Source organism: Paenibacillus gyeongsangnamensis (assembly GCF_027533625.1).
Classification (GTDB): Bacteria; Bacillota; Bacilli; order Paenibacillales; family NBRC-103111; genus Paenibacillus_G; species Paenibacillus_G gyeongsangnamensis.
Window position 1 is genome coordinate 17,864 of the sequence record NZ_JAQAGZ010000005.1, and the last position, 24,686, is coordinate 42,549.

The 24,686-nt window shown below is 57.8% G+C and carries 20 protein-coding genes, 1 pseudogene, 1 riboswitch and 2 other annotated features; of the genes and pseudogenes, 20 read left to right on the forward strand and 1 reads right to left on the reverse strand.

Translation table 11 applies throughout. From position 1 onward, the window contains the following. Window positions 1-52 precede the first annotated feature (52 nt). The 12 genes from O9H85_RS08775 to O9H85_RS08830 all read left to right on the forward strand — a co-directional run bounded on the left by O9H85_RS08775 (window position 53) and on the right by O9H85_RS08830 (window position 12,410). Entirely contained in the window at window positions 53-1,111 is a 1,059-nt protein-coding gene (locus tag O9H85_RS08775) for an ABC transporter ATP-binding protein (protein ID WP_269880960.1), read from the forward strand. Further along, complete coding sequence (locus O9H85_RS08780; RefSeq protein ID WP_269880961.1) at window positions 1,104-1,898, forward strand: ABC transporter permease; 795 nt, start codon at window positions 1,104-1,106, stop codon at window positions 1,896-1,898. Before O9H85_RS08775 ends, O9H85_RS08780 begins: the two co-directional genes overlap by 8 nt. Window positions 1,899-1,904: 6 nt before the next feature. Then, a complete protein-coding gene (locus tag O9H85_RS08785) occupies window positions 1,905-2,690 on the forward strand; it encodes an ABC transporter permease (protein ID WP_269880963.1) in 786 nt (261 codons plus the stop codon). A gap of 258 nt (window positions 2,691-2,948) precedes the next feature. Next, window positions 2,949-3,623 (forward strand): hypothetical protein, encoded by a 675-nt coding sequence (locus O9H85_RS08790; RefSeq protein ID WP_269880964.1) that lies wholly within the window; start codon window positions 2,949-2,951, stop codon window positions 3,621-3,623. Window positions 3,624-3,753: 130 nt separating this feature from the next. Continuing rightward, the gene (locus tag O9H85_RS08795) at window positions 3,754-4,986 is read left to right on the forward strand and encodes a serine hydrolase domain-containing protein (protein ID WP_269880965.1); all 1,233 of its coding nucleotides are present in this window, start codon (window positions 3,754-3,756) and stop codon (window positions 4,984-4,986) included. A 119-nt stretch (window positions 4,987-5,105) separates the two neighbouring features. Further along, a complete protein-coding gene (bcp, locus tag O9H85_RS08800; RefSeq protein ID WP_269880966.1) occupies window positions 5,106-5,594 on the forward strand; it encodes a thioredoxin-dependent thiol peroxidase in 489 nt (162 codons plus the stop codon). A 259-nt stretch (window positions 5,595-5,853) separates the two neighbouring features. After that, complete coding sequence (locus tag O9H85_RS08805) at window positions 5,854-6,258, forward strand: hypothetical protein (protein WP_269880967.1); 405 nt, start codon at window positions 5,854-5,856, stop codon at window positions 6,256-6,258. A gap of 133 nt (window positions 6,259-6,391) precedes the next feature. Next, on the forward strand, window positions 6,392-7,804 hold the full coding sequence (locus O9H85_RS08810) for a polysaccharide deacetylase (RefSeq protein WP_269880968.1): 1,413 nt from the start codon (window positions 6,392-6,394) through the stop codon (window positions 7,802-7,804). 92 nt (window positions 7,805-7,896) lie between these two features. Beyond that, window positions 7,897-8,871 carry an AAA family ATPase gene (locus tag O9H85_RS08815; RefSeq protein ID WP_269880969.1) on the forward strand — a complete coding sequence of 325 codons (975 nt, stop codon included), beginning with the start codon at window positions 7,897-7,899 and terminating at the stop codon, window positions 8,869-8,871. A gap of 33 nt (window positions 8,872-8,904) precedes the next feature. Beyond that, window positions 8,905-9,123, forward strand: coding sequence for a hypothetical protein (locus O9H85_RS08820; RefSeq protein ID WP_269880970.1), 219 nt, complete (start codon window positions 8,905-8,907; stop codon window positions 9,121-9,123). A 43-nt stretch (window positions 9,124-9,166) separates the two neighbouring features. Next, the gene (locus O9H85_RS08825) at window positions 9,167-10,081 is read left to right on the forward strand and encodes a DUF58 domain-containing protein (protein WP_269880971.1); all 915 of its coding nucleotides are present in this window, start codon (window positions 9,167-9,169) and stop codon (window positions 10,079-10,081) included. Beyond that, window positions 10,059-12,410 (forward strand): DUF4129 domain-containing transglutaminase family protein, encoded by a 2,352-nt coding sequence (locus O9H85_RS08830; RefSeq protein ID WP_269880973.1) that lies wholly within the window; start codon window positions 10,059-10,061, stop codon window positions 12,408-12,410. Before O9H85_RS08825 ends, O9H85_RS08830 begins: the two co-directional genes overlap by 23 nt. Before the next feature lie 135 nt (window positions 12,411-12,545). On the opposite strand, the gene O9H85_RS08835 is transcribed toward O9H85_RS08830, so the two are convergent. Then, on the reverse strand, window positions 12,546-13,865 hold the full coding sequence (locus O9H85_RS08835; RefSeq protein WP_269880974.1) for a helix-turn-helix domain-containing protein: 1,320 nt from the start codon (window positions 13,863-13,865) through the stop codon (window positions 12,546-12,548). A 208-nt stretch (window positions 13,866-14,073) separates the two neighbouring features. Here O9H85_RS08835 and O9H85_RS08840 point away from each other — a divergent pair, with 208 nt between their 5' ends. From O9H85_RS08840 to O9H85_RS08875, 8 genes and pseudogenes are all read left to right on the forward strand, one after another. Then, window positions 14,074-14,787, forward strand: a complete 714-nt coding sequence (locus O9H85_RS08840; RefSeq protein ID WP_333474178.1) for an MFS transporter — start codon at window positions 14,074-14,076, stop codon at window positions 14,785-14,787. Then, window positions 14,788-15,330, forward strand: coding sequence for an MFS transporter (locus O9H85_RS08845; RefSeq protein ID WP_333474179.1), 543 nt, complete (start codon window positions 14,788-14,790; stop codon window positions 15,328-15,330). A gap of 74 nt (window positions 15,331-15,404) precedes the next feature. Next, window positions 15,405-16,829 carry a M20 family metallopeptidase gene (locus O9H85_RS08850; RefSeq protein ID WP_409348119.1) on the forward strand — a complete coding sequence of 475 codons (1,425 nt, stop codon included), beginning with the start codon at window positions 15,405-15,407 and terminating at the stop codon, window positions 16,827-16,829. Window positions 16,830-17,009: 180 nt separating this feature from the next. Next, window positions 17,010-18,548: a glutamine-hydrolyzing GMP synthase gene (guaA, locus tag O9H85_RS08855; protein WP_269880975.1), complete on the forward strand. Its 1,539-nt coding sequence runs from the start codon at window positions 17,010-17,012 to the stop codon at window positions 18,546-18,548. Window positions 18,549-19,358: 810 nt separating this feature from the next. Then, window positions 19,359-19,518: pseudogene (locus O9H85_RS08860) on the forward strand (GMP synthase (glutamine-hydrolyzing)); the annotation flags it as partial. A 145-nt stretch (window positions 19,519-19,663) separates the two neighbouring features. Then, window positions 19,664-19,764, forward strand: a riboswitch (purine riboswitch). Window positions 19,765-19,875: 111 nt separating this feature from the next. Continuing rightward, complete coding sequence (locus O9H85_RS08865) at window positions 19,876-21,285, forward strand: NCS2 family permease (RefSeq protein WP_269880976.1); 1,410 nt, start codon at window positions 19,876-19,878, stop codon at window positions 21,283-21,285. A 120-nt stretch (window positions 21,286-21,405) separates the two neighbouring features. Continuing rightward, window positions 21,406-21,667, forward strand: a binding site (T-box leader). A gap of 60 nt (window positions 21,668-21,727) precedes the next feature. Then, window positions 21,728-22,005 (forward strand) — a binding site (T-box leader). A gap of 62 nt (window positions 22,006-22,067) precedes the next feature. Then, window positions 22,068-22,880, forward strand: a complete 813-nt coding sequence (locus tag O9H85_RS08870) for a class I SAM-dependent methyltransferase (RefSeq protein WP_269881247.1) — start codon at window positions 22,068-22,070, stop codon at window positions 22,878-22,880. 31 nt (window positions 22,881-22,911) lie between these two features. Further along, entirely contained in the window at window positions 22,912-24,501 is a 1,590-nt protein-coding gene (locus O9H85_RS08875) for a 2-isopropylmalate synthase (protein WP_269880977.1), read from the forward strand. The last annotated feature ends 185 nt before the right edge of the window (window positions 24,502-24,686 follow it).

The following is a 24,686-nucleotide window of genomic DNA, read 5'->3' on the forward strand; positions in this document are numbered from 1 at the left end:
GAATCACTCGCAAGCTTCGGCAAAATACGACAGGAGGTACCTGAGAATAACCATGCTGGCGATCGATGTGCACAACCTCAGAAAAGAATTCAAGGTCCAGAAAAACCGCGAAGGCCTTAAAGGGGCCGTGCGGGATCTGTTCCGGCGCGAATACAACCATGTCACTGCGGTGAAGGATATTTCCTTCCAAATTCCGCAAGGGGAGATTTGCGGGTATATCGGCGAGAACGGCGCCGGCAAATCAACCACGATCAAGATGCTGACCGGCATTCTCGTCCCGACCTCGGGGGACATCCGGGTCGGCGGGTATATCCCGTTCAAGGAGCGGGAGAAGTTCGTTCAGAATATAGGCGTCGTCTTCGGACAGCGCAGCCAGCTCTGGTGGGATATCGGCGTCATCGAATCGTTCCAGCTGCTGAAGAAGGTGTACCGCGTATCCGAGAAGGAATACAAGCTTCGCATGGATGAGCTGACGGAGCGCCTTCAGCTTGGCGAGCTGCTGAGCCGTCCGGTCCGGAAGCTGAGCCTCGGCCAGCGGATGCGCTGCGAGCTTGCGGCGTCGCTCATTCACAATCCGCAAATTCTGTTCCTGGACGAGCCGACCATCGGACTCGATATCGTCGTGAAGACGGAGATCCGCGAGTTCCTGAAATCCATGAACCAACGCTACGGCACGACGATTCTGCTCACCACCCACGATTTGCAGGATATTGAAGCGTTGTGCTCCCGCGTCATCATGCTCGACGGAGGGCGCATCATTTATGACGGCGGTCTGGAGGAGCTAAAGACCCAATGGGGCAAAGGCAAGGAAGTCGTCTTCCAGTTCCCCGAAGCCGTATCGCTGGATCGTCTGGAGCGGCTCACCCAGGGCCTGGGCGTTACCTGGACGCAGGAGAATGCGCAAACGGCGAAGGTCTGGATTCCCCAGGAGCAAGCCAATGTATCGGTCGTGCTCGGCAAGGTGGTCGGCGTGATGGACATTACGGATATCAAAATCCTCGAAACCGGGACCGACGACATCGTGCGCGAAATCTATAAATCCGGGTCGGCGGAGGCCAGGAAGGACGCCGCGGCGAGCGAGGCGGAAGAGGGAGTGTCCGTCCATGCTTAGTGCGTATCTCGACGTTCTCCGCATCCGGTTCCTCATGATGCTCGCCTACCGGGTGAATTATTACAGCGGCATTATCATCTATGCCCTAAATATCGGCGCTTATTACTTCCTGTGGAAAGCCATTTACGGCAGCAAGGAGCTGCTCGGCGGCATGACCGTCAGCCAGATGACGACCTACGTGGCCGTATCGTGGATGGCGAGGGCTTTCTACTTTAATAACCTGGATCGGGAAATCGCAAACGAGATTAAGGACGGCAGCGTCGCCATCCAGTTCATCCGCCCTTATAACTATATTATTGTCAAAATGATGCAGGGCCTCGGGGAAGGCTTGTTCCGGTTCTTCCTCTTCTCCGCTCCCGGCATGGTGGTCGTCGCTTTCCTTTTTCCGGTTAAGCTGCCGACGGACCCGAAGGTGTGGGTCATTTTCCTGATCATGCTGTTCTTCAGCTTCCTGATTAATACGCAGATCAATATTATTACCGGGCTATTCGCCTTCTTCCTCGAAAATAACGAAGGCATGATGCGCATGAAGCGGGTGGCGGTGGACCTGTTCTCCGGCCTTGTCGTCCCGATGTCCTTCTTCCCCGGCTGGGCGGAGAAGCTCATGAACCTGCTGCCGTTCCCGGCGATTACTTATTTGCCGGGCTCCGTGTTCACAGGCAAGGTGACCGGGGATGCCGCTTTTCAGGTGCTAGGGGTGCAGCTCGTCTGGTTCCTGGTGCTGATTGTCCCCTTATACGGCTTGTGGCGCGGCGCGCGGACGCGGCTGTTCGTGCAAGGAGGTTGATGCGTCATGTTCTATGCGGGACTGCTTGTCGATTATTTGAAAAATTACATGAAAACGCGGCTTACCTATCGCTCCGACTTCTGGATGGAGGTATTGTCCGACCTCTTGTTCAACGGGCTGAATCTGTTCTTCCTGCTGGTCGTATTCCTCCACACGGCCTCGATCGGCGATTGGAACCAGCATCAGATTCTGTTCATTTACGGCTATTTTATGGTGCCTTACGGCTTGTTTATTACTTTTTTTAACCTGTGGGGCTTTACCGAGCGCTATATCGTCAAAGGGGAAATGGACCGCATCCTGACGCGGCCCGCCTATAACCTGATCCAGCTCATGTTGGAAAATATGGACCCTTCGTCGCTGTTCAGCGCCCTGACCGGCTTCGTCATTATGGTCTACTCCTGGTCGCAGTTGGGCCTTGGACTCACGTGGTACGATCCGATTGTGTTTGTGCTCTTGGTGCTGGGATCGATCATGATCTACGGCGGCATCTATATTTTCTTCACGGCGCTGTCGTTCTTCTCCGATTCGCCTACAGGCATTCTGCCTCTGCTGTGGAATCTGCAGAACTACGGACGGTATCCGGTGACCATCTACAACCGGATTCTCAGCATTCTGCTGACGTGGATATTGCCTTTCGGTTTTGTCGGCTTCTACCCTGCGGCGTATTTCCTGGACCGTGCGAATTGGGGGGCCTTCGCGCTCCTGACTCCCGTCGTCGGAATGGTCTTCCTCTTCGTCGGGCTGTCCGTTTGGAACTACGGCGTGAAGCTGTACCGCGGCGCAGGCTCCTAAGCCGTTCCGGCCATTCCCTCGCTCCTCTCGGGAGCGGGGGCTTTTTGCTATGCGGTCATTCCGAAAATCTTCCTAAAAGTCCCATTTTTTAATCTGGATTTCAGCATTCTTTTATCTCCGGCTAAGGTTGCCGTTACAATTAATTAACAAATCGCGTTTATACTTCAAATTGTAAATCGATTACATACAGAAGGCGCCTGCAGGAACAAGCAACCGGCAGACCTTCGTAAAATTCGGATAGAGGTGGAGAGAATGGTAATGAAAAAATGGACTGGAACTGTAATGGCGGGTACGGTAGCGGCAGCGCTGCTATTCGGCAGCTTCGGCGGCGTAGTGACGCCGAGGGCTTATGCGGATGATGACGGTGCGGTCGAGATGCCGGCGCCCAACACGTCCATACCGCTGAATCAGCGGGTAAGTCCGGACCTTGGCACGATCGTATTGCAGACGTCTTCGATTCTGGACATGGAAGACAGTGATATCAACGATCAGCTCGGCAGCGGTAAAACCTTGTCGGACATCGTATCGGCCCAAGGGGCAAATCGTGCCGACGTCACGAATCAGATCGTCCAGCAGCTGGAGCAAAAGGTCACCAATGCGCTGAACGAGTCGGTGATTACTTCCGATGAAGCGAATCAGCTGAATACGCAGATCACCCAGTACGTGAAAACCGCATTCGATACGCCCGGCTATAAGGACCACGCCGTACAGCTGGGAGCAAGCGAGGATTTCACTATCCAGAAAAGCGTAAGCTCCGCCGATCTTGCGAATATTCTGGGCATGACCGGCGAGGAGTTCGACAAAGCCGTGAATCAAGACGGCAAGAAGCTTGCGGATATCGCGAAGGATAAAGGCATCACCGAGGACCAATTGATCGCGAAGCTGAAGGACCAGCTGACATCAACGCTCCAGGATTTCATTCATAACAAATAAGCAAGCTTAAGCGGCATGCCGCCTCCGGTCATCGGGGGTGGCTTTCGCTTGGTTTGGGAAAACTTTACTTATGGCGGAATTTATGGTTACATCATATGAAGATAGAAAGATAAGGGCAGGAGGAATCAGGTTGAATCCGGGGATGAAAAGAAGCGTGCTGCTGCTGTGCAGCTTGGTTCTTGCACTATCGTTAGCGGCCTGTGCCAAGCAACAGGCTGCCCCTCCGTCAGCGGCAGGGCAGCCTTCGAAGCAGGCTCCTGCGTTTACCGATGCGGCGAAGCCGGACTATTGGCCGACTGCCGGGTGGAAGACGACGTCGCCTGAAGCGCAGGGCATGGATTCGGAGACGCTGGCGGAAGCGCTGCAATCGTACAAGGACCATAATTTACATAGCGTGGTCGTTGTCCGCAACGGCTATTTGGTGGCCGAAGCTTACAGCAGCGGGTACCAGGCGGATACCATCCAAGAGCTGCATTCGGCTACGAAGAGCGTTACATCCTCTTTAGTCGGTATGGCGGTCGCAGAAAAGAAGCTGAAGGACCTGAACCAGAAGGTCTCGGATTATTTTCCGGAAATCGCGAGCGACCCCAAGAAAGCGAACATGACAGTGGAGCATCTGCTCTATATGGCCTCGGGCCTCGACTGGAACAATAACGGAGAGCAGTCGTCGCTGGAGCTGATGGGCTCGCCAGATTGGATGAAGTATATTCTCAGCAAGCCTTCCAGGGCGGAGCCGGGAACGGTATTTCATTATAGCAACGGCGATGCGCATCTCATGTCGGGCATTATGCAGAAGGCCACCGGCCAGACGCTGTACGATTATGCGAAGCCCCGCTTGTTCGAGCCGCTGGGCATTACGGCGTCCGATTGGAAGAAGGACCCGCAAGGGTACTCCATTGGCGCCTGGTCCCTGATGCTGACTCCGCGGGATATGGCCAAGCTCGGCTTTCTTTACATGAACCACGGGGTATGGGACGGCCGCGCGGTCGTGCCTGAGCAGTGGATCGACGCTTCCTGGGAAAAGCGTGCGCCGCAGAAGTTCAATGACGGCACGCAGGGCGGATACGGTTATTACTGGTGGATGAAGCAGCTCGCTCCCGATACGGCGTCCGCCCAGTGGAAGCAAGAGGTGTATTTTGCGGCGGGCTCCGGCGGACAGCGGATATTCATAGTACCGGGGCTGAAGATGATTGTCGCGGTTACCGCGAACAACGATAACGAAGCCATCATGCCGGAGCAATTGCTGTTTGCCTTGGCTGGGTCGGTCAAGAGCGACAAAGCGCTGCCGGAAAGCCCGGAAGCTGCGGCCAAGTGGACGCAAGCGGCAGAAGCGTTTAAGCAGGTGAAGGATAAGCCGGAATGACAGGTTGAGGCTGGCAGACGGGCGGGCTGGGCTTCCTACAGGAAGTCTGGCCTTGCTGCATTAAGCTGTGTATTTTTTGGATAAAGATAAAAGAAAATTGGTGAAGGAGTGGACTGCATATGACGGATCAAGCAGCGGCCGCAGCGCTGGAGGTGGGACAGCCCGTCCCGGATTTTACCCTCCCGGCCAGCAGCGGCTCCGATGTATCGCTGCATCAGTTTCGCGGCAAGAAGGTGGTCATTTATTTCTATCCGGCCGATATGACGCCGACCTGTACCGAACAGGCGTGCGCTTTTCGGGATTATAACGGACAATTTGCCGAGCTGGGTACGGAGGTTATCGGGATTAGTCCGGACGAACTGAAGGCTCACGGCAAGTTCATTGCGAAGCACGAGCTTCCTTTCCTGCTGCTGTCCGACCCGGAGCACCGGGTGTGCGAATTATTCGGGGTGTGGCAGCTCAAGAAGCTGTACGGCAAGGAATATATGGGCGTGGTGCGCTCCACCTTCTTGATTGACGAGCAGGGACGGCTGCTGAAGGAGTGGCGTAAAGTACGCATCAAAGGCCATGTGGAGGCCGTGCTCGAAGCCGTGAAGGCCCAGGGCTGAGAGTCGGTTCGTTGGCCGGTGGTATAAGTGTAAAAGAGCGGCGATCGGATATCCGAATGCTGCTTTTTGGCGTACTGCAAAAAAGTGCTCCGTCCTCATGTTGGCAGACCTCGACGGCAAATTCTAGTTTATTCAGGTCCCGGCTCCCTGAAATATGTTGAACTACGCGGTATACGCATTTCTTCCGTTGAGTAGGCTAGGGCAAGACAGGGTAATGAGGTGTGAAGCCCATTCCAAGCCGATAAAGGAGTGTTATGCCGTGAGCCAAACTATTCAAGCTTATTTCTATACCGAGAATGAGGCGGAGGACGTACGTATCAAGCTTCAAGCCTACCCGGTGGAGCGGATCGAGATCGGTGTCCTGCCGGACACCTTGGACCGTGATACGCCGCTGCTGTATCCATTTGCGATCGCCGGGGCGGAGCCGTCCGGCGTTTACGTAGCGGGGGCCAGCGGGACCGGCGCCGCCTCCGGCGATGCTTCCACCGCAGGGGCCTTTTTCGGTCTTCGTTTCCTCGATGCGGAAGCGAACGACCAGAGCGGAGACGGCGTGGAAGACAGAACGCTCCGCTATTCCCTTAGCGTGACGGTGCGGGAGGAAGACTACGATGAGGCGGTTCATTTGATCCGCCGCAATCAAGGCCATGTAGCGGCAGGCGACTGACCGTTCCGCATACGAGAAGAGCAGGCCCCGGAAGGGCTTGCTCTTTTTTTCTGCGCCTATCATACAATGCCCGGCCTCTCCATATATTCTATTAGAACTTATCAATTGATAGATTATGCGGAGGGATTGGGATATGACGTACCGGCACAACAATGATTCAACGCAGCGGGGAATCGCAATAAGAATTTGGCTGCTGGTGCTCCTCTTGCTGTTCCCGGCGGGGCTGATCCAGGGAATCGCCAAGGCCGACGGAGAGACGGAGGCCGAAGCCGCGTACAACCAGCTCAAGGCTGGCAAACGGGTCGATTCCGGCAAAAGCTACGTCAAGCCGGAACAGCCTACCGTTTATTTGACGTTCGATGACGGGCCGAGTAAGCTGACGCCGAAGGTGCTCGACATTTTAAAGGAGGAAGGGGTTAAGGCGACCTTCTTCGTGCTGGGCAATCAAGTGGAGGCGTATCCCCGCACGGCGGAGCGGATCGTCAAGGAAGGCCATGCTATCGGAAATCACAGCTATAACCACGTCTACGAGCAGCTTTATTCGGGCTTTGGCAATTTCTGGAGCCAGATCCGGAAGACGGACGGCATCATCTCGGAAACGACCGGAATCGCACCCCGGCTCATAAGGGCGCCGGGCGGCACGGCCGGCAATTTCGATTCGTTCTACTTCTACTATCTTGAACAGGCGGGTTATGAAGTGGTGGACTGGAATGTAGACAGCGGGGATGCCACCCGCCCCGGCGTCAAGGCGCAGGAAATCATCCGGGCGATACAAAACACCCCTTACCGGTGGGAGCATATTGTCCTGATGCACGACGGAACCGGCCATGATGAATCGGTGAAAGCACTCCCGGAGGTGATCCGCTGGTTTAAGGAAAAAGGGTACGCTTTCGCTTCGCTGAGCACGGAGGTGAAGCCTGTCCAATTCAGCGTGGGCAAGTCGAAATGGGGGCGATCGGTGAGCTGGAGCGCCTTCACAAGCCAATGGGACGCTTCCCTTGAGCGCGAAGATGAGTGGGGGGATAAGCTTGTAGCGGAGGAAGCCGTGGAAGCCCCGAAGACCGCCGTGGCCGCAGCCGAGCCTCCGGGACCGGAGCGTCTGGAGATCGAACTCGGGGAGCGTAAGCTATTGCTAAGCCGGGACGGCTATGTGTTCCGAAACGGGTATTTCTCGCTGCCGCTGCGCCAGCTGACCGAAGCGATGGGCGGAACCGTCGATTGGGACGGGGAGAAACGGACCGCAATCGTACGCTACGGCATCACCCGGGTGGATTATGATTTGAGCCGGCTCACGCTGCGGGTATATCGCGGGGCGGATCCGGCGAACCCTGCGGCTCAACCGGCTGCCACGGTATCGTTACCCGAGATGGAGCTCCGTAACGGCGTGCTGTATGTGCCGCTGCGCCGCAGTCTGGAGCTGACGGGAGGCAGTATTCTCTCGTATGAGGCCCCCGGAGCCGACGGTACCGCGAGAATCGCCACCACGCTTCATGGCGGCTTCAGCTGGGCCGGCGGCCTGATCCCGCTCCGGCGGGAAGGCGTCTAAACTCTATAAAAACCGTCCATACTAGAATCATAGAGTACGAGCGGGAGGGATTGTCCCGGAGCTCGTGATTCGGTACAGGGAGGTTATTCATCATGTCATTGTCCTCATCAGGTCAAGATCAGCCGCAGGCCGTTCTGGAACGCATTGTATTTCAGGTGGAAAAGGTGATTGTAGGGAAGCGCGAGGTCATTACGAAGCTGCTCGTCGCCATGCTGTGCGGAGGGCACGTGCTGCTGGAGGATGTGCCGGGCGTCGGCAAAACGATGCTCGTCCGCGCACTGGCGCGCACGGTGGACGGGAGCTTTAAGCGGATTCAGTGTACGCCGGACCTTCTGCCTTCGGATTTAACCGGCGTGTCGGTATATAACCAGCGGACCGGGGAGTTTGATTTCCGGCCGGGACCGCTGCTGGCGCATATCGTGCTGGCCGACGAGCTGAACCGGACTTCGCCACGGACGCAGGCGGCGATGCTCGAAGCGATGGAGGAGAAGCGCATTACGGTGGACGGGACGACGTATCCGCTGCCGGAGCCGTTCTTCATTCTGGCCACGCAAAATCCGGCCGATTTCGAAGGAACGTTCCCGCTGCCGGAAGCGCAGCTGGACCGGTTCCTGCTCAAGCTGCGCCTGGGCTATCCCGAGGTGCGCGATGAAATCGAAATGCTGAATCGGATGGAAGAGACGTTCCCGCTGGCGCAGGTGCGGACCGTGCTGCTGAAGGAGGAATTTGTCCACCTGCAAAAGGCGGCCCGTTCCGTCCATGTAGACGAAACGATGAAGCAGTACATCGTGCAGCTGACCTCGACGACCCGGCAGCATCCCGAGGTGGCGCTGGGCGCCAGCCCCCGGGCGACGATCGCCTTGATGCGCGCCGCGCAGGCTCAGGCGCTGCTGTCGGGCCGAAGCTTCGTCATCCCGGATGACGTCAAAGCGCTGGCTGTCCCGGTGCTGGCCCACCGGCTGCTGCTGAATCCCGCCGCACAGCTGGCGGGCCGGCAGACCGAGACCGTTGTAGCATCGCTCGTATCGGCGACCCCGGTGCCCGTCCGGCGGACGGCGGCCGGGTAAACGGAGGAGCCTCGCGATGGGTGCCTGGTTTCGATGGACCGGACTGCTGTGTCTTCTTACCGGCGTCTGGTATGCCGCTTGGATGCATGGCGGAAGGACGGCTTGGTTTCTCGCGTCGGCCTTCAGCTTATGGGGAGGGTATGCGATCGCCGTCTTTTGGCTGCTGCGGGGGCGGCTCCGGCTTGTGCAGCCGGCAGAGGCGAGCTTGCGGTGGTATGCGGGCGAACCGTATACGCTCTGCTTCCGGCTTGAAGGTCCGGACGCTCTCCGCTGGCTGCCGGGCGTGTGGCTCACGGTGGAGGCCGAGCTCCAGCATCTCGGCAGCGGCGAACGGCTGCTGCTGCGCGAGAGCTGGACTAGCGGCTTCGGCTGGGAGCTCGCGCTGCAGCTGCCGGGCCTGCGCCGCGGGATTTACCGCGTGGCTGCGCTGACGGTGCGCGCGGGCGACGGGTTCTCGCTTCTGCCGGTCACCTGCAGAAGAGGGGGCGCGGGGCAGCTGTACGTGCTGCCCCGGCCGTGGAAGCTGGCGGCGGAGCCGGGCGCGGGACCGTCAGGTCCGCGTTCGGCGGCACGGCCGCCGGGCTGGGCCGACGTGCCGCAGGTGTGCGGCACGAGGCCGTATGCGCCCGGGGATCCGCTTCGCCGGATCCACTGGCGCTCCAGCGCGCGCACTGGCGAGCTGCGCGCGGTGGAAACCGAGCTGCCCGCCGCCGGGCTGCAGCTCGTTTGTTTGGACGCGGCCGGCGCCGATGTGGCGGCGGAGGCCGCGGCAGGGCTGGCCCAGCGCGCGCTGGAGCTGGGCCTGCGGGTGCGCCTTGCCGTCAGTGACGGGCAAGGGAGCGCGCTGGACGCGCAGGGGCGCGCGCGCCTGCCGGAGCTGCTGCAGCTCTTGGCCGGCGTGCCTTACGGCGGGGCGCGCCCCGAAGCGTTCGCCGAGCTCGCGCTGCGCGAGTTCCGGCAATCGGGCGCCGCGGCGGCGGCCCTGGTGACGGCGCGCGCCGACGCGCAGCTGCCGGCGGTGCTCCGCGCGCTGCCCCGGGGCGCCGCGCGGGTCGTGTACGTGCACGGCGGCGCGGGAGCGCTCCCGGACGCTGTGCACGACTGGAAGCGGCAGCTCGAGGCGATCGGCTGCCGGGTGACGGTGCTGGCGGCGGGAAGCTACGCCGCAGGGCAAGGGGGTGCCGGCCATGCCGCAACCGGCACGGAATAACTGGCTCGCGGACGCGTTCCTCAGCGCCCTGCTGGGTCTGCAGCTGCTGGAATGGCTGTACCCGCTGCAGCGCCTTTCGAACGTGACCGAGCTGTATTCGATCACGCCGTTTGTCGTCATGTTCGCCCTGCTCCTCTTCATGGATACGTTCCGGATGCGGAGCTGGACCGCGTGGCCGCTGAAGCTGTTCTCTATCGTGGCGGTCACGGCCTGGCTTCACAACGGGCAAGCTATCCCGGCAGCGGGATGGTGGGCCGATTGGAGCCGGTCGCTCCTGCAGGATGCGGCCGACGGGCTGCACGGACATCTGGAGAACTGGCAGCCTGCCACACGGACGCTGCTGTTCTTGTCCGGTTGGGCGTTCTTTATCTCCGTCGTGCAGTCCTTCGTGCTGGAACGGCGGACGGTGCTTTGGTTTACTTTCATGACGCTGGCATATTTGCTGGTGATGCAATCCGTATTCGAGGTGGATTTGTGGGCAGCCGTCCTGAGGACCGCGGGGGCGGGCTTCTGGCTTCAGGCGCTGCTGCAGGCGGGCCGTCGGGAACGATGGCGTCTGGATGCCCAAGGGGGCGAACTCGTCCCCGAGCAGGAAGCGATGCGCCGGGTCCGGATGCCGGTCCTCCTGCCGCTGCTGCTTGTAAGCGCCGGGATGCTGACGGGTCTGCTCGGAGCCATGGCGCATCCCGCACCCGCCAAGCCGCTGGAATGGCAGCGGTATGTCGACGAATGGCTTCAGCGGTTCCAGGGGGTGCAGCTGACGGCGGATTCCCGCGAGGCCTCCTGGGCGGAGACCGGCTACGGCACCGACGATACGCAGCTGGGATATCCGCTGAAGCCGAGCGACCGTCCGGTCTTCAGTGCGGTAACCTCCCGGCTCACCTATTGGCGGGGCGAAGCCAAGAGCCGGTATACCGGACGCGGATGGACGCAGCCGGATACCGGGCAGATTCAGAATGTCGGGCAGGCTGCGATGAAGGCCCCGTCCGGGGAAGAGCCGCCGTGGACCGCCCGGGTGTCCCAAGAAATTACCGTACAAAATCCGTCCGTCAACCGGCTGCTGTTCGCCGGAGGGGAGATCGTTTCGGTAGAGGGAATGCGCTCGGTTCAGGGGGGCATCGTCCCTTCCGAGTGGCTGTGGAAGCAGCCGGAAGCGGACCGGATCGGACTGCCTGCGATGAGCGACCCGCTCGCGTGGTACAAGCTGACGTCCGAGGTTATCCCGGACCGGGATAACCTCGGACGTCAAGTGACGGATACCCTCGTCCCTCCGGAAATAAGGGACACGTTTCTGCAGCTGCCGGAAGGCCTCCCTCAGCGGGTTCGGGAGCTTGCGGCGAATATTACCGAGGGCAAGTCCGCCGATCTGGCCAAAGCGGAGGCGATCGAAGCGTACCTCCGGTCCAATTATGCGTATACGATGGAGGACGTTCTTCCGCCCGGCCCGCAGCAGGATTTGGTCGACTACTTCTTATTCGAGCAGCGGGCGGGGTACTGCGACTATTTCTCAAGCGCGATGGTGGTGCTGCTCCGGTCCGCAGGGGTGCCCGCCCGTTGGGTAAAGGGCTTCGCCCCGGGCGAGCTAGTCGCCACGGAGTATAGCGACGGGGAGCCGCGCTATACGGTGCAGGTCCGGCAAAGAGACGCGCACTCCTGGGCGGAAGTGTACCTTCCCGCGGCCGGCTGGGTTCCGTTCGAGCCGACCCCGGGCTTCGCAGGAGGAAGCGCGGACGCGGCGCGGACCCCTGCCGCGGTCAAGACGGCGGAAGCTCAGAGCAAGTCCGCGCAAGTGGGGCAAGCCGTCTGGCCTCTGCTTCAGCAGGCGGGCCAGCTTGGCTCCCGCATCGCGGAAGCGTCGCGCTCTCTGGCTGAAGCCACCCCTTCCGCCGGTTTGGCATGGGTCCGCGGATTATTATCCACAGTCCCCTCCGCGGAGCAGCTCCGGTTATCCCTGTGGACAACCGTTCATCTTGCGCTCGGGTTTATGCTCCTGTGGATGACCCGCAAGCTGTGTGTGCCGCCTCTGCCCGAAGCCGCCGACCCGGCTGTCGGGAAGCCGCGGGACTTGCGGCGGTCCGATCTGCTGCGCCGGAGCGACCGGCTCTGGCAGCGTGTGCAGCGGCGCTACGGGCGGGCCCGGCCGGATCAGACGCTCCGCGAGTACGCGGCGAGCCGCGCCTGCCGGAGCGCGGCCCAGCTGGAGGCGCTCCAGCAGCTGGCGAGGCTCCTTGAAGCGCTCCGGTACGCGGATCCGGCCGGCACCGCCGGCCCTTCCCGCCGGGTGCTTGAGGAAGCCTGGCGGCGCCTCAAGCAAGCGAGAAGCCAGTAAACCGTTCTCCTCCGGGAGGACGGCTTACTGGCTTCTTTTTTAGTTAATAAGAATTTATAAGTTTTCATAACTTATAGCTTCGCATCAACCTTGGTAAACGCGCTGGTCCTTGTAAGACAAGGACGGCGTGGCCGTTTATCCTGGCGCCTGGGGTCCGAGTTGAATCCGGTAAATCTTTTTCGGTCTGCCCCGCAGCTTTTCCTGTTTCACGTAAGTAACCTCAGCGACTCCTTTCTCCTCCAGCTGATTCAGAATGCGGTTGGCGCTTCGGATCGTGACGCCCAGATGGTAAGCGAGCTCCTCCGCCGTAATTTCAGACCGCTCGGTCTTGGCGAGCACCGCTACGATCTTCTGCAGCTGCAGCGTTGAGATGCCCGTCGTTTCGTGCAGGAGCTGCAGCTGCGGGCTGACCTCGTTCCGGTAATCCAGGCAGCTTTCTTCGCCGAGAGGGCCGATCACCTGGCCGTTCATTTGAATGACGAACGTGCCGTGCATCGTGCTGGCCGAGGACTGCCGGCTCGCCGACTGGGCGTTCGTCCGTGCCTTGTACATCGTATCTCCCGTGCCCCAGCCGATATCGACGGTGAAAGGAACGCTCCCGTGCAGAAAAGCCGTCAGCGAGCAGCGGGTGAAGCCATCCGTGATGGCGCGCAAATCCTTGGCGGAGCTGATGAGCTCGAAGCTGTTGCCCGCTTTTTGAATAATAAACGGCACCTTGGCCTCCACCGTGAACTCCAGCAGCGCCTTGTGCAGCAGCATGAGCTTCAGCTCGAGGTCGTTGATGCCGGGCGGCTCCTTGTCCAGGCCGTGAATGGAGAGATGCCCGACGGCAATCTGATTGTCGGCCAGCTTCAGCACTTCGATTTCGGTAGCGATGTGCTCGAACTGCTGGACCAGCGATTTCTGCGACGGGAATAAATACAAGTGCGGGATGCCGAGCTCCTCCAGCTGGGGAACGATGTTGCCGACCCTGGTGATGGAGTAGTCGATGGCTCCCCGCCTCCACAAGGAAACGTGATGCTCCAGCGCCGTATCGTAGAAGTCCTCCCGGATTTCCGGCAGCTGCTTAGTTTGAGGGAAGCTCGCCGGCCCCAGCACCTCTTTCAGTCCCAAATATCCGTTCTCATCGTAGATGAAATCAATGAACACGCGGGAAAAATCGAGATTCGGCCGCTTCAAGCTGATTTGAAACAAGATTTTGTAGAAATCGTCCTCATGGATGTGGTAGGCATAGGTGGGGACCGGAAAGCCGCCCCATTGCAGCTCCAAATAACGGTAGCTGAGCTCGGTCATAATCATTCCGTCAACCCGATGGCAATGCTCCGTATATAAAGCTTTCGTTTCCTCCAGCCGGGAATACGTCAGCAGAATCAGCTCGCTCTTGCCCAGCTCCCCTTGGACGGCTTGAAGCTTCGGCAGCGATTGCTCCGCGATAATGACACCCAATCGTATCAAGATGATATAAGGCCCCCGATCTTTTGCTGCTTATCTCCATTATACTGAAATCCGATTTATTAGGAAAATGTGAACAAAGGATTGCACAATCCGGCAAACCGTACTATTATTAATTTAAGACATCGTCCAAAATATGTCCATAAATTCCGATGCGCACGGCAGGGCCGTATGAACGGCGATGTACACCTCATTGCTTGGAGGAATGCCCATGAATACCCGTTCGGCAGCAGGTTACAGCAAGTATGTGGTTTTGGGGCTGCTATGCATCACGTGGATTGTCAATTACTTCGACAAAGTAGCGATTAATGTGGCGAGCATTCCGCTCGCGAAGGAGTTCGGTTTAAACGAATCTCAGATCGGGCTTATTTTAAGCAGCTTTTTTCTGAGTTATGCTATGATGCAGCCGGTGGGCGGCTGGCTTTCGGACCGCTTCGGCTCGCGTAAGGTGATCTTGATTTCCGCGTTGTTCTGGTCCTTGTTTACGGTCGTCAGCGGGTGGGCGTGGTCCTTCGTCTCGCTGCTCGTCGTGCGCTTTCTGTTCGGCATCGGGGAGGGAAGCTACCCTTCGGCTAGCACGGTGGCGGTAGCCGAATCGTTTCCCTATAAGCAAAGAGCCCGGGCCAAATCCGTGCTGACCTCGGCTACGACGCTCGGAAGCATGCTCGGATCGCTCGTTGCCGCTTCCTTGATCTCCTCGTTCGGGTGGCGGAACATGTTTTTCGTTCTTGGAGCGCTCGGCGTCGTTCTATGCATCATCCTGTTCTTTTTCCTAAAGCCGGCGGGTTCGGATGAGAAGGCAGCCGAGCCGAAGGCTCATAAAAGCAAAGTGCCCTTGAAGCAATTGCTGACCATTCCGCTTGTTTGGCAGCTGACGGCGATTTATTTCGGAGCCAGCCTCGTGACCTGGGGAATGAATTCCTAGATGCCGTCGTATTTGGTGAAGGTGCGGCATTTAAGCATGGTATCTATGGGAGCGCTTTCTTCCATTCCGGCGCTGGTTGGGTTTGCGGGCGTCCTGCTAACCGGTTGGCTGCTGGATAAAAAAGCGCTGGTCGGCCGGGAGAAGCTGCTCGTCATGATCGGCGCCCTCTTGTCCTGTATTTGCATCTATTTGATGTTTCAGGCGTCGACCGTCGGACTTGTCATTTTCTATCAATGCCTCAGCACGATCGGCTCCGTTCTGGTCGTCACTCCGGCATTAACCTTGCCGCTCAAGTATATCTCCAAAGACACGGTCGGGTCGGCTACCGGCTGCATTTATTTCGGCGGGCAGACGGCCGGCATCATCGCTCCTTCCTTAATGGGGTTTATGATTCACCGCTTTAACGGTTCGTATCAGGCGGCCTTTTGGGTGATGATCGTAGGCATGTTCATTCCGTTCCTTGTATCCCTGGCGCTTCGTACGAAGGGAAAATCGGCAGAGGCGGAGCCGGGCTCCATGTCCGATGCGGAAGTGGCGTTATAGTTTTATTGAATTAATCATTGATCATCTAAATTATCGTTTCTTATCGATTCGTAAACAGAAAGAAGGTAGATTTTATGCTGGATGTTATGGTGGATGTAGAGCGTATTGCCGAGCTGATAGAAAATAAACGGGACCTGCTGATCGGCGTGAGCGACCGGCTGTGGGGCTTTGCTGAAACCCGGTTCGAGGAGTTTCAGTCCGCGGCGCTATTATGCGAAACGCTGGAGCAAGAGGGCTTTACCGTCACAAAGGGCCTGGCCGGAATGGAGACCGCCTTCGTAGGCAGCTGCGGCAGCGGAGGGCCGATCGTTGCGATTCTGGGCGAATACGATGCGCTGTCCGGTCTGAGCCAGGTCAAAGGCGCTTCCGTTCAGGAGCCTGTCCAAGCCGGCGGCAACGGCCACGGCTGCGGGCACAACCTTCTGGGTACCGGGTCGCTGGCGGCCGCGATAGCATTAAAGCAATACATGGAGGAGAACGGCATCCCAGGCACGGTAAGGTATTACGGCTGTCCCGGCGAAGAGGGCGGCTCCGGCAAAACGTTCATGGCTCGCGAAGGGATATTCGACGACGTCGATTTTGCCCTTTGCTGGCACCCGGGCGATCTGAACATCGTGTTGTCCGTCTCGATGCTGGCGAACTTCCAGGTTTATTTCAAGTTCAAGGGCCGCACGTCGCATGCGGCGGCAAGCCCGCATCTCGGCCGGAGCGCGCTCGATGCCGTGGAGCTGATGAACGTAGGGGTCAATTACCTTCGGGAGCATATGATTCCCGAGGCGCGGGTTCATTACGCCGTAACGAACAGCGGCGGTCACTCCCCGAACGTCGTCCAGGGCGAAGCGGAGTCGCTCTATTTGATCCGGGCGCCAAAGATTTCTCAGGTGAGCGAGCTTTATGAACGGGTATGCAATATCGCCAGAGGCGCCGCGCTCATGACGGGAACCGAGGTGAGCATCGTATTCGATAAGGCGTGCTCTAATCTGATTCCCAACCGGACGCTCGAAACCGTTATGCATGAATGCTTCACGGAGCTCGGCATTCCGGCTCATGATAAAGAGGAGCTGGCGCTTGCGGCCCGAATCCGCGAAACGCTCACCCCGGAGGAACGGAACGGGAGCAACCTTGTCCGGTTCGCACCTGCTCAGAAAGACAAGGCGATCTCGGACGTGCTCCTGCCGTACCGGGAGATTCCGGGCAGCATGCCCGGCTCCTCGGATGTCGGCGATGTAAGCTGGATCGCGCCGACCGCGCAATGCATGACGGCCTGCTTCGCCGTCGGCTCTCCGGCGCACAGCTGGCAGTGGGTGACGCTCGGCGCTCATTCGATCGGGCATAAGGGGATGCTCCATGCCGGCAAGGTGATGGCTGCGACCGCCGCCAAGGCGATGCAGAATCCGCAGCTGATCGAACAGGCCAAGGCGGAGCTGAAGGAACGGCTCGGCGGCGCGCCTTACGTCAATCCGATCCCGGAGGGAGTCAAGCCGTCGGCGGTTAAGTAAACCGCTCTTTGAAGAAGTCCTGCCCCGTGCAGGGCACTTCGGCGTTTTTGTCACAGGTCCCGGCAAACCATCTTTTCCCAAGCCCGTCCGGCGGGAACAAAACATTGCCCTTTGCCCTGCGGAAGCTTATAATATAGTTCATTGATTGGACCGAATAAGGCAGGAGGAAAATGAAATCTCATGGAAAAACCGAATGAAATAATCGTTGTGCTGGATTTCGGAGGGCAATACAACCAGCTGATCGCGCGCCGGATCCGCGATTTGGGTGTGTACAGCGAGCTGCTTCCTTACAATACACCGGTGGAGAAGCTGAAGGCGCTGCAGCCGAAGGGCATCGTGTTCTCGGGCGGCCCGTCCAGCGTGTACGGAGAAGCATCGCCGCTGGTCGACCCGGCCGTGTACGAACTGGGCGTGCCGATTCTCGGCATCTGCTACGGCATGCAGCTGATGGCCCATCAGCTGGAAGGGAAGGTGGAAGCGGCCGCCAAGCGCGAATACGGCAAGGCGGAGGTGGACTTCACCGACGCTTGCAGCCTGGTGCATGGTCTGGACAAGAAGCAGACCGTTTGGATGAGCCACGGCGATCACGTCGTTCAGCTGCCGGCCGGCTTCATTCTGGACGCAAGCACGGAGCACGCTCCGGTAGCGGCGATGAGCCATCCGGAGAAGCGGATGTACGCGGTGCAGTTCCATCCGGAGGTGCGCCATTCCGTTTACGGCAACGAAATGATCAAGAACTTCCTGTACCATGTGTGCGGCTGCGAAGGCACCTGGAGCATGGAGTCGTTCATCGAGGACACGATTCGCGATATCCGCGCTCAGGTTGGGGACAAGAAGGTCCTGTGCGCGCTGAGCGGCGGCGTCGATTCCTCGGTTGTGGCGATTCTGATTCACAAGGCGATCGGCGACCAGCTGACCTGCATGTTCATCGACCATGGTCTTCTGCGTAAGGGCGAAGCTGAGAGCGTAATGGAGACGTTCGTCGGCAAGTTCGACATGAAGGTGGTCAAGATCGACGCCCGCGAGCGGTTCCTCGGCAAGCTGGCCGGCGTGGACGATCCCGAGCAGAAGCGCAAAATTATCGGCAACGAGTTCATCCGCGTGTTCGAGGAAGAGTCCGTGAAGTTCGACGATTTCGCCTTCCTGGCGCAAGGCACGCTGTATACGGATATCGTTGAGAGCGGTACGGCTACGGCGCATACGATCAAGTCCCATCATAACGTGGGCGGTCTGCCGGAGGACATGAAGTTCGAGCTCGTCGAGCCGCTGAAGGCGCTGTTCAAGGACGAGGTGCGCAAGGTGGGCGAAGAGTGCGGTCTGCCTGCGGAGATCGTTTGGCGCCAGCCGTTCCCGGGTCCGGGGCTCGCGATTCGCGTTCTGGGCGAAGTGACGGAGGACAAGCTGAAAATCGTTCGCGATTCCGATGCCATCCTTCGCGAGGAGATTGCCAAAGCGGGGCTTGACCGCGAGATTTGGCAATATTTCACCGCGCTGCCGAACATGAAGAGCGTCGGCGTCATGGGCGATGCCCGGACGTATTCCTACACTGTAGGTATTCGCGCGGTGACCTCGATCGACGGCATGACCGCGGACTGGGCGCGCATTCCTTGGGATGTGCTGGAGAAAATCTCGGTTCGGATCGTCAACGAGGTGGAGAACGTCAACCGGATCGTGTACGACGTGACGTCGAAGCCGCCGGCAACGATTGAGTGGGAATAGGTTGGAAATATTTAATGTCATGAAACGCTCGAAATCCTTGATACAGAAGGGCTTCTGGCGTTGACGATATTGTAAATCCGCGTACACCTGCTACAATAGAGTGCAAAAAATTACTCTCTTTTATTGCGTTGTTTTGAGCAATAGAGGGGAGTATTTTTTATGACAAAAATCAATGAGCTAATCGAAGATTTCAAGTTGAACCAAGAAATTATCAGATTCCCATTTGGGCACTCTCATATGATACTTATCCATGCACTTGAACAAGTTATCACATACGATACACCATAATCCAATTTGATGGGAAGGTGTATCAGGATGTCATGTTCGTGTGGATGTGGGGGAAAGTGCCAAAATCGCATGATCAGTACCCGAATCGGAAATGCTATGCTGTCTGTTCCATCATTTATCTGTAAAGGTCATAAACGCCGTAAACGCCGAGGTGCAGTTGGTTGTTGCTTTAAGTCACATCTAAGAGGCGAAGGAATAAAAAGGGTGCCAGGAACTCGCAACGTATACTTTGCAGATGCTAATTTAATATGCACGGGAGCCCTTTGTTCTGGTCGTGATAGAGACATTGTTTATGAATGGACATTAACACCTACCGATAAAGCAAATCCAGGCAATCTTAGGATTGTGGGAAGTTCACGTAGAGTAGGCAACGACAGAGTTGAAGTCGCAGGAACCGGTACTTTCGATCTACACGTAAAAGTTATCTTTAAATGCACACGAGTAAGTTTTCGAGTATTTATTGACAATTGTGTAAGTACGAGGACTGTCCGATTCACCCAGTGATTGGGAGCTCTATTGTAATACACCGTAGGTATCGGTGCAGTGACGTCCATCGACGGCAGGCGCGCATTCCTTGGGATGTGCTGGAGTCTCAGTACGTATCGTCAACGAATTTGAGAACGTCGACCGCGTCGTGTGCGATATTACTTCGAAACTACCTGCTACCATCGAGTGGGAATAAATTCCGAAATATTGCAGGATACTAAGCCCGTGCTGTTCCCTTGTGGAAAAGCGCGGGCTTTTTGCCGAACGAATTTTGATAATTATATGATAATGTTCGGAAAATCCATTGACAAGATGGGCTTGCGCTTTTAGAATAAGGTTGAAAAACAAGGGAATAACCGTTTCGTATAATCCCGGGAATGGGCCCGGGAGTTTCTACGAGGTCACCGTAAATGATCTGGCTACGAACAAGAATGAGAGCGTCCGCGGACAAGTCCGCGGTGCTTCTTGTGCTTGGAAGCCTGGGTTTAGGGAACCCGGGCTTTTTGTCGTTGTTTCCTCGAATACCATACCAATCTTTGGAGGGGTTTCAGGAATGGACCAGTTTTTTAAATTAAAGGAGAACGGCACGTCGGTACGCACCGAGATTATGGCCGGTCTCACCACGTTCATGACGATGGCCTACATCCTGGCGGTCAATCCGAATGTGCTGACGGCCTTCGGCATGACGGGCATGGACTGGACGGCGGTGTTCCTCGCTACCGCAGTGGCGGCGGGCGTCGTGACGATCGCGATGGGCCTCTTCGTCAATTTTCCGGTTGCGCTGGCGCCGGGCATGGGGCTGAACGCTTATTTTGCAACAGTCGTTCTCGCTTCGCAGGGCAAGTTTACGTATCAGATGGGACTCGCGGCCGTCTTTATTTCCGGTTTGATCTTCATCGTGCTGACCGTCACCAAGGTGCGCCAAATGCTGCTTGTGGCCGTGCCGGACAGCGTCAAGCATGCCATCACGGTAGGGATCGGGCTGTTCATCACGATCATCGGTCTCAAGAACAGCGGCCTGCTGACGGTCGCCGTAGAGAGCATAAACGACATTCCCAAAGGCAAGTTCACCGACGTATTGGGCTTTGAGACGGTGTTCCACCTCGGAAGCCTTCACAACGTGAACGTGGTGCTGACGATTGTCGGCCTCGTGCTGATTTCCATCCTGATGGTGCTGCGCGTGCGCGGCGCGATTCTGTTCGGGATTTTGCTGACGACGCTCGTGGGGCTCTTTTTTCACAACCCGGACGGTTCTCCGGTCGTGAACCTCGCCAGCCTCGGCAGCGAGAAAACGACCTGGGTTCCGGACATGAGCAAGCTGGCGTTCGGCCATTTCGATTTTGCGGGTATTATGCATGCCGGAATTATTTCGGTCATTGCTACGTTTACATTCGTTGAATTGTTCGATACGTTCGGAACATTGGTCGGTACGGCCAACCGCGCGGGCATCATGAAGAACAAAGAAGAAGGCAACAAGCGCGTCGGCAAAGCGATGATGGTCGACGCGGCGGGCGTCAGCGTAGGCGCCCTGGTAGGGACGAGCACCGTGACGGCTTTCGTCGAGAGCGCTGCAGGTGTAGCCGAAGGGGGCCGGACCGGCCTTACGGCGGTAACGACGGGCGTCTGCTTCCTCCTCGCGCTGTTCCTGGCTCCGATTGCGGCTTTGATTCCCGGCTCTGCTACGGCTGCCGCTCTGATTGTGGTCGGCGTGCTGATGATGCAGGCCGTGAAAGAAATCGATTTTCAAGATATGGTATACGCGATTCCTTCGTTCCTGACGATCGCCCTGATGCCTTTCACTTACAACATTGCGAACGGCATTTCTTTCGGCATCGTGACGTACGTGATTCTGGCGACCATCGCCAAGCTCAGCGGCAAAGGCGAATACAAGGTGCACTGGCTCATGTGGATTCTGGCGGTGCTCATCATTCTTCGCTACGCGATGATCGGTTCGGAAGGATAACGGTTTCCCGGAGTATTTAAGCCCTTGTGTCCGAAACGTGTTTCGGATGCCGGGGCTTTTTTTTGCCGAATCATGCATTGACATTTCCGATTGCGCATACTATAATTCAAACAAATCTTGATAAACGCAAGGAACGGGAGCAGTAGCCGTCGGACCTGTTCAGAGAGCTGCGGGTAGGTGCAACGCAGTCAGGGAGTCCGGTGAACCTCGCCCGGGAGCGGCAAAGCGGAACACGCCGGTTGTAGCGCTGCATCGCGGCAAGTAGGCTTTGACGGATCGCCTCCGTGATCAGGCGTCGAGCGGGCTTCTCCGTTCCCCGGTTTACCGGCGGAGAGGTCAACAAGAGTGGTACCGCGATAGGATCAAGCCTGTCGTCTCTTTGATACTAAAGAGGCGGCGGGCTTTTTGGTTTTTAGAGGAATAGTGTTAGAGTCGAAATAACAAGAACGCGAGGAACGGGAGCAAGTAAGGCCGGATACGCTGTCCAGAGAGCTGCGGGTTGGTGCGACGCAGTCGGCGCAGGCTTGAAACTCGCCCGGGAGCGGCGAAGTTGAACGATGGATTCGCGAACGGACGGCCTAGGCGGTTCTGGAACGGATCGGTCCGTAAACTTCGACGGATGCCCCCGATACAGGGCTTTGAGATGGGCTTCGGCTGCATTCGGCAGAACGGAGTCAAGTAGAGTGGTACCGCGGTAGGTCAAGACCTGTCGTCTCTTACAAGCTGGTTGTAGGAGAGGGTAGGTCTTTTTGCTGTTCAACCATCCGTTGGAGGTGATCCGTATGGAGGATGCGGTTATCCGGTATTACAGCAGGTTCGACGAGTGGGGCCGCCTCGACAGGGAACCGATGGAATTCCAAGTGAATTGGCATTTCATCCGCAAACTGCTGCCCGGACGGGGGCATATTCTTGACAACGGTGCAGGCCCGGGGAAATACGCGATGGAGCTGGCACGGTGCGGGTACGAGGTCACCTTGACGGATCTTACTCCGGTGCTGGTGGAGCAGGCCGAGCGTAAATCGGAGGAGTTGGGGCTACGGCAGCAGTTTCGCGGCTTCCATACGGCGGATGCGAGGGAGCTCATGCTGTTCCGGGAGGAGCAGTTCGATGCTTCCCTGATGCTGGGGCCTATGTATCATCTTCAGGAGGAAGCAGATCGCGTGAAGGCCGTTCGGGAGCTCCGGCGGGTCACCGTCACAGGAGGACTGGTCTTCGTCGCTTTCATGTCCCGTATCCGATTCATGGCGACTTCCCTCATGCACCCGCAGCATTGGAAGCCTCTCGATCGGGCCGCAGCGATAGACCGTTTCCTGGAGACGGGCGTGTTCGACCATCAGGATGAGGGCCGGTTCACAGGAGCGTATTATTTCAACATTGACGAGATCGAACCGTTCATGCAGGCTCAAGGCTTTGAGAGCGTCCGGTTGGTCGCCTCCTCGGGTATCGGGCGTTTCAGTCAGGAACAAACGGACTATTGGCGGGGCCTCGGGGAGCCGGAATGGAACCGCGTGATGGAGCTGGTCTATGAGGCCGCAGAAAGTCCGTATTTGCTTGGTTTATCATCGCATTTGCTTTATATAGGCCGAAAAATTTAAATTCGCTTTTAATCTAAGGAGGAACAGACCTATGACAACGGAAACCGGAAAACGGAAAATTATGATTTTTGACACGACCTTGAGAGACGGGGAGCAGGCCCCTGGAGCGTCGCTGGAGCCGGAGCAAAAAATCGTCATCGCCCGCCAGCTCGCGAAGCTGGGCGTCGACGTCATCGAGCCGGGCTTCCCGATCTCGAGTCCCGGCGAATTCGCGGCGGTGCAGCAAATTTCAAGGGAAATTCAAGGGGTCGAAATTTGCGGCTTCGCCCGGGCGGTCAAGGAGGACATCGACGCAGCGGTGAAGGCAACGGCGGATGCGGAGCGCAGAAGGCTGCACATGTTCTTGTCTTCCTCGAATATTCACCTGGATTTCCAGCTGCGCAAGTCGAGGGAGCAGGTCATCGGTATTGCCCGGCAAATGGTCGCGTACGCCAAGCAGTTCGTGGACCGCATCGAGTTCTCGCCTATGGATGCGACGCGTACCGGAGACGAATTCCTGTTCGAGATGATCGAGGCGGTTATCGCCGAAGGGGCGACGATCATCAACATTCCGGATACCGTAGGCTATGCGCTGCCGGAGGAATACGGCGCGATGTTTACGCGGGTGATGAAGAATGTGCGCGGCGGGGAACGGGTGCTCTACAGCGCACACTGTCACAATGATTTGGGACTCGCGGTAGCGAACAGCCTGGCGGCGGTTCGGGCAGGCGTCAGCCAGGTGGAGGTCACGATCAACGGTGTTGGCGAACGGGCGGGGAACTGCTCGCTGGAGGAGCTGGTCATGGCGCTGGAGACGAGGAAGGAGACGCTGGGCGTCGAGACGGCGATCCAGCCGGAGCAAATTTACGCCACGTCGCAAATGATCAGCCGGGCGATGAGCTTCCCGATCGCGTTCAATAAGCCGATTGTCGGACGCAACGCCTTCCAGCATGAAGCGGGCATCCATCAGGACGGACTGCTGAAGAACCGCAATACGTACGAGATCATGGATCCCGAGAAGCTGGGCATTCCGCGCAGCATGATCATTCTGGGTAAGCACTCCGGCCGTCATGCGATCAAGCACCGGGCAGGCCAGTTCGGCGTCGAGCTGAACGAACAGCAGCTGGAGGAGTTCTACGCCGCTTTCAAGACGCTCGCTGACCGGCAGAAGGTCGTTCACGATCACCAGCTGCTGGAGCTGGTCGGTCAGGCGAAAGGCGAAGTGCTGGAGCCCTATAAGCTTGAGGCCGTGCAGCTGGTGACCGGCAGTACGGGTCATCGGATGGCCTCGGTTACGGTAAGGAACAACGCGACCGGCGAAGAGAAGCTGTACACAGGGTCGGGGGATGGCCCGATTGAAGCGGTTGTGGCGGGGATTAAGCAGGCGCTGCCTTTTGACGTGGAGTTTGCGGACCTTGAGCTGTACTCCCTTTCTTCCGGAGAGCAGGCGAACGGAGAGGCGATCGTGACGGCTAAGGCTCACCAGACGTCCTACCGGGGCATTGCGGTGAACGGGGACATTATTTTGGCGGCGGCTTATGCGTTTATGGCGGCTTGCAATCAAGCGGCGAGAGATCAACGGCCGCAGGGGAAAGCGGAGGATGCGGCCTTTGCAGGCGAAGTGGAGATCACGATACCTTAACGGATAATATGCAGGAAAAAAAGGGCTGTGGATAAAACTTATCCACAGCCCTTGTGCATAATGTGCATAAATCCGGAAAAGCGCGCAGAAGCAGCACTTTGCGGGTTAGGTTATGCGACGGCTGCGTGGATAAAGATTTTGTAAAGGGCTTGCGGATAACGTGGATAACTCTGTGGATGAATAAA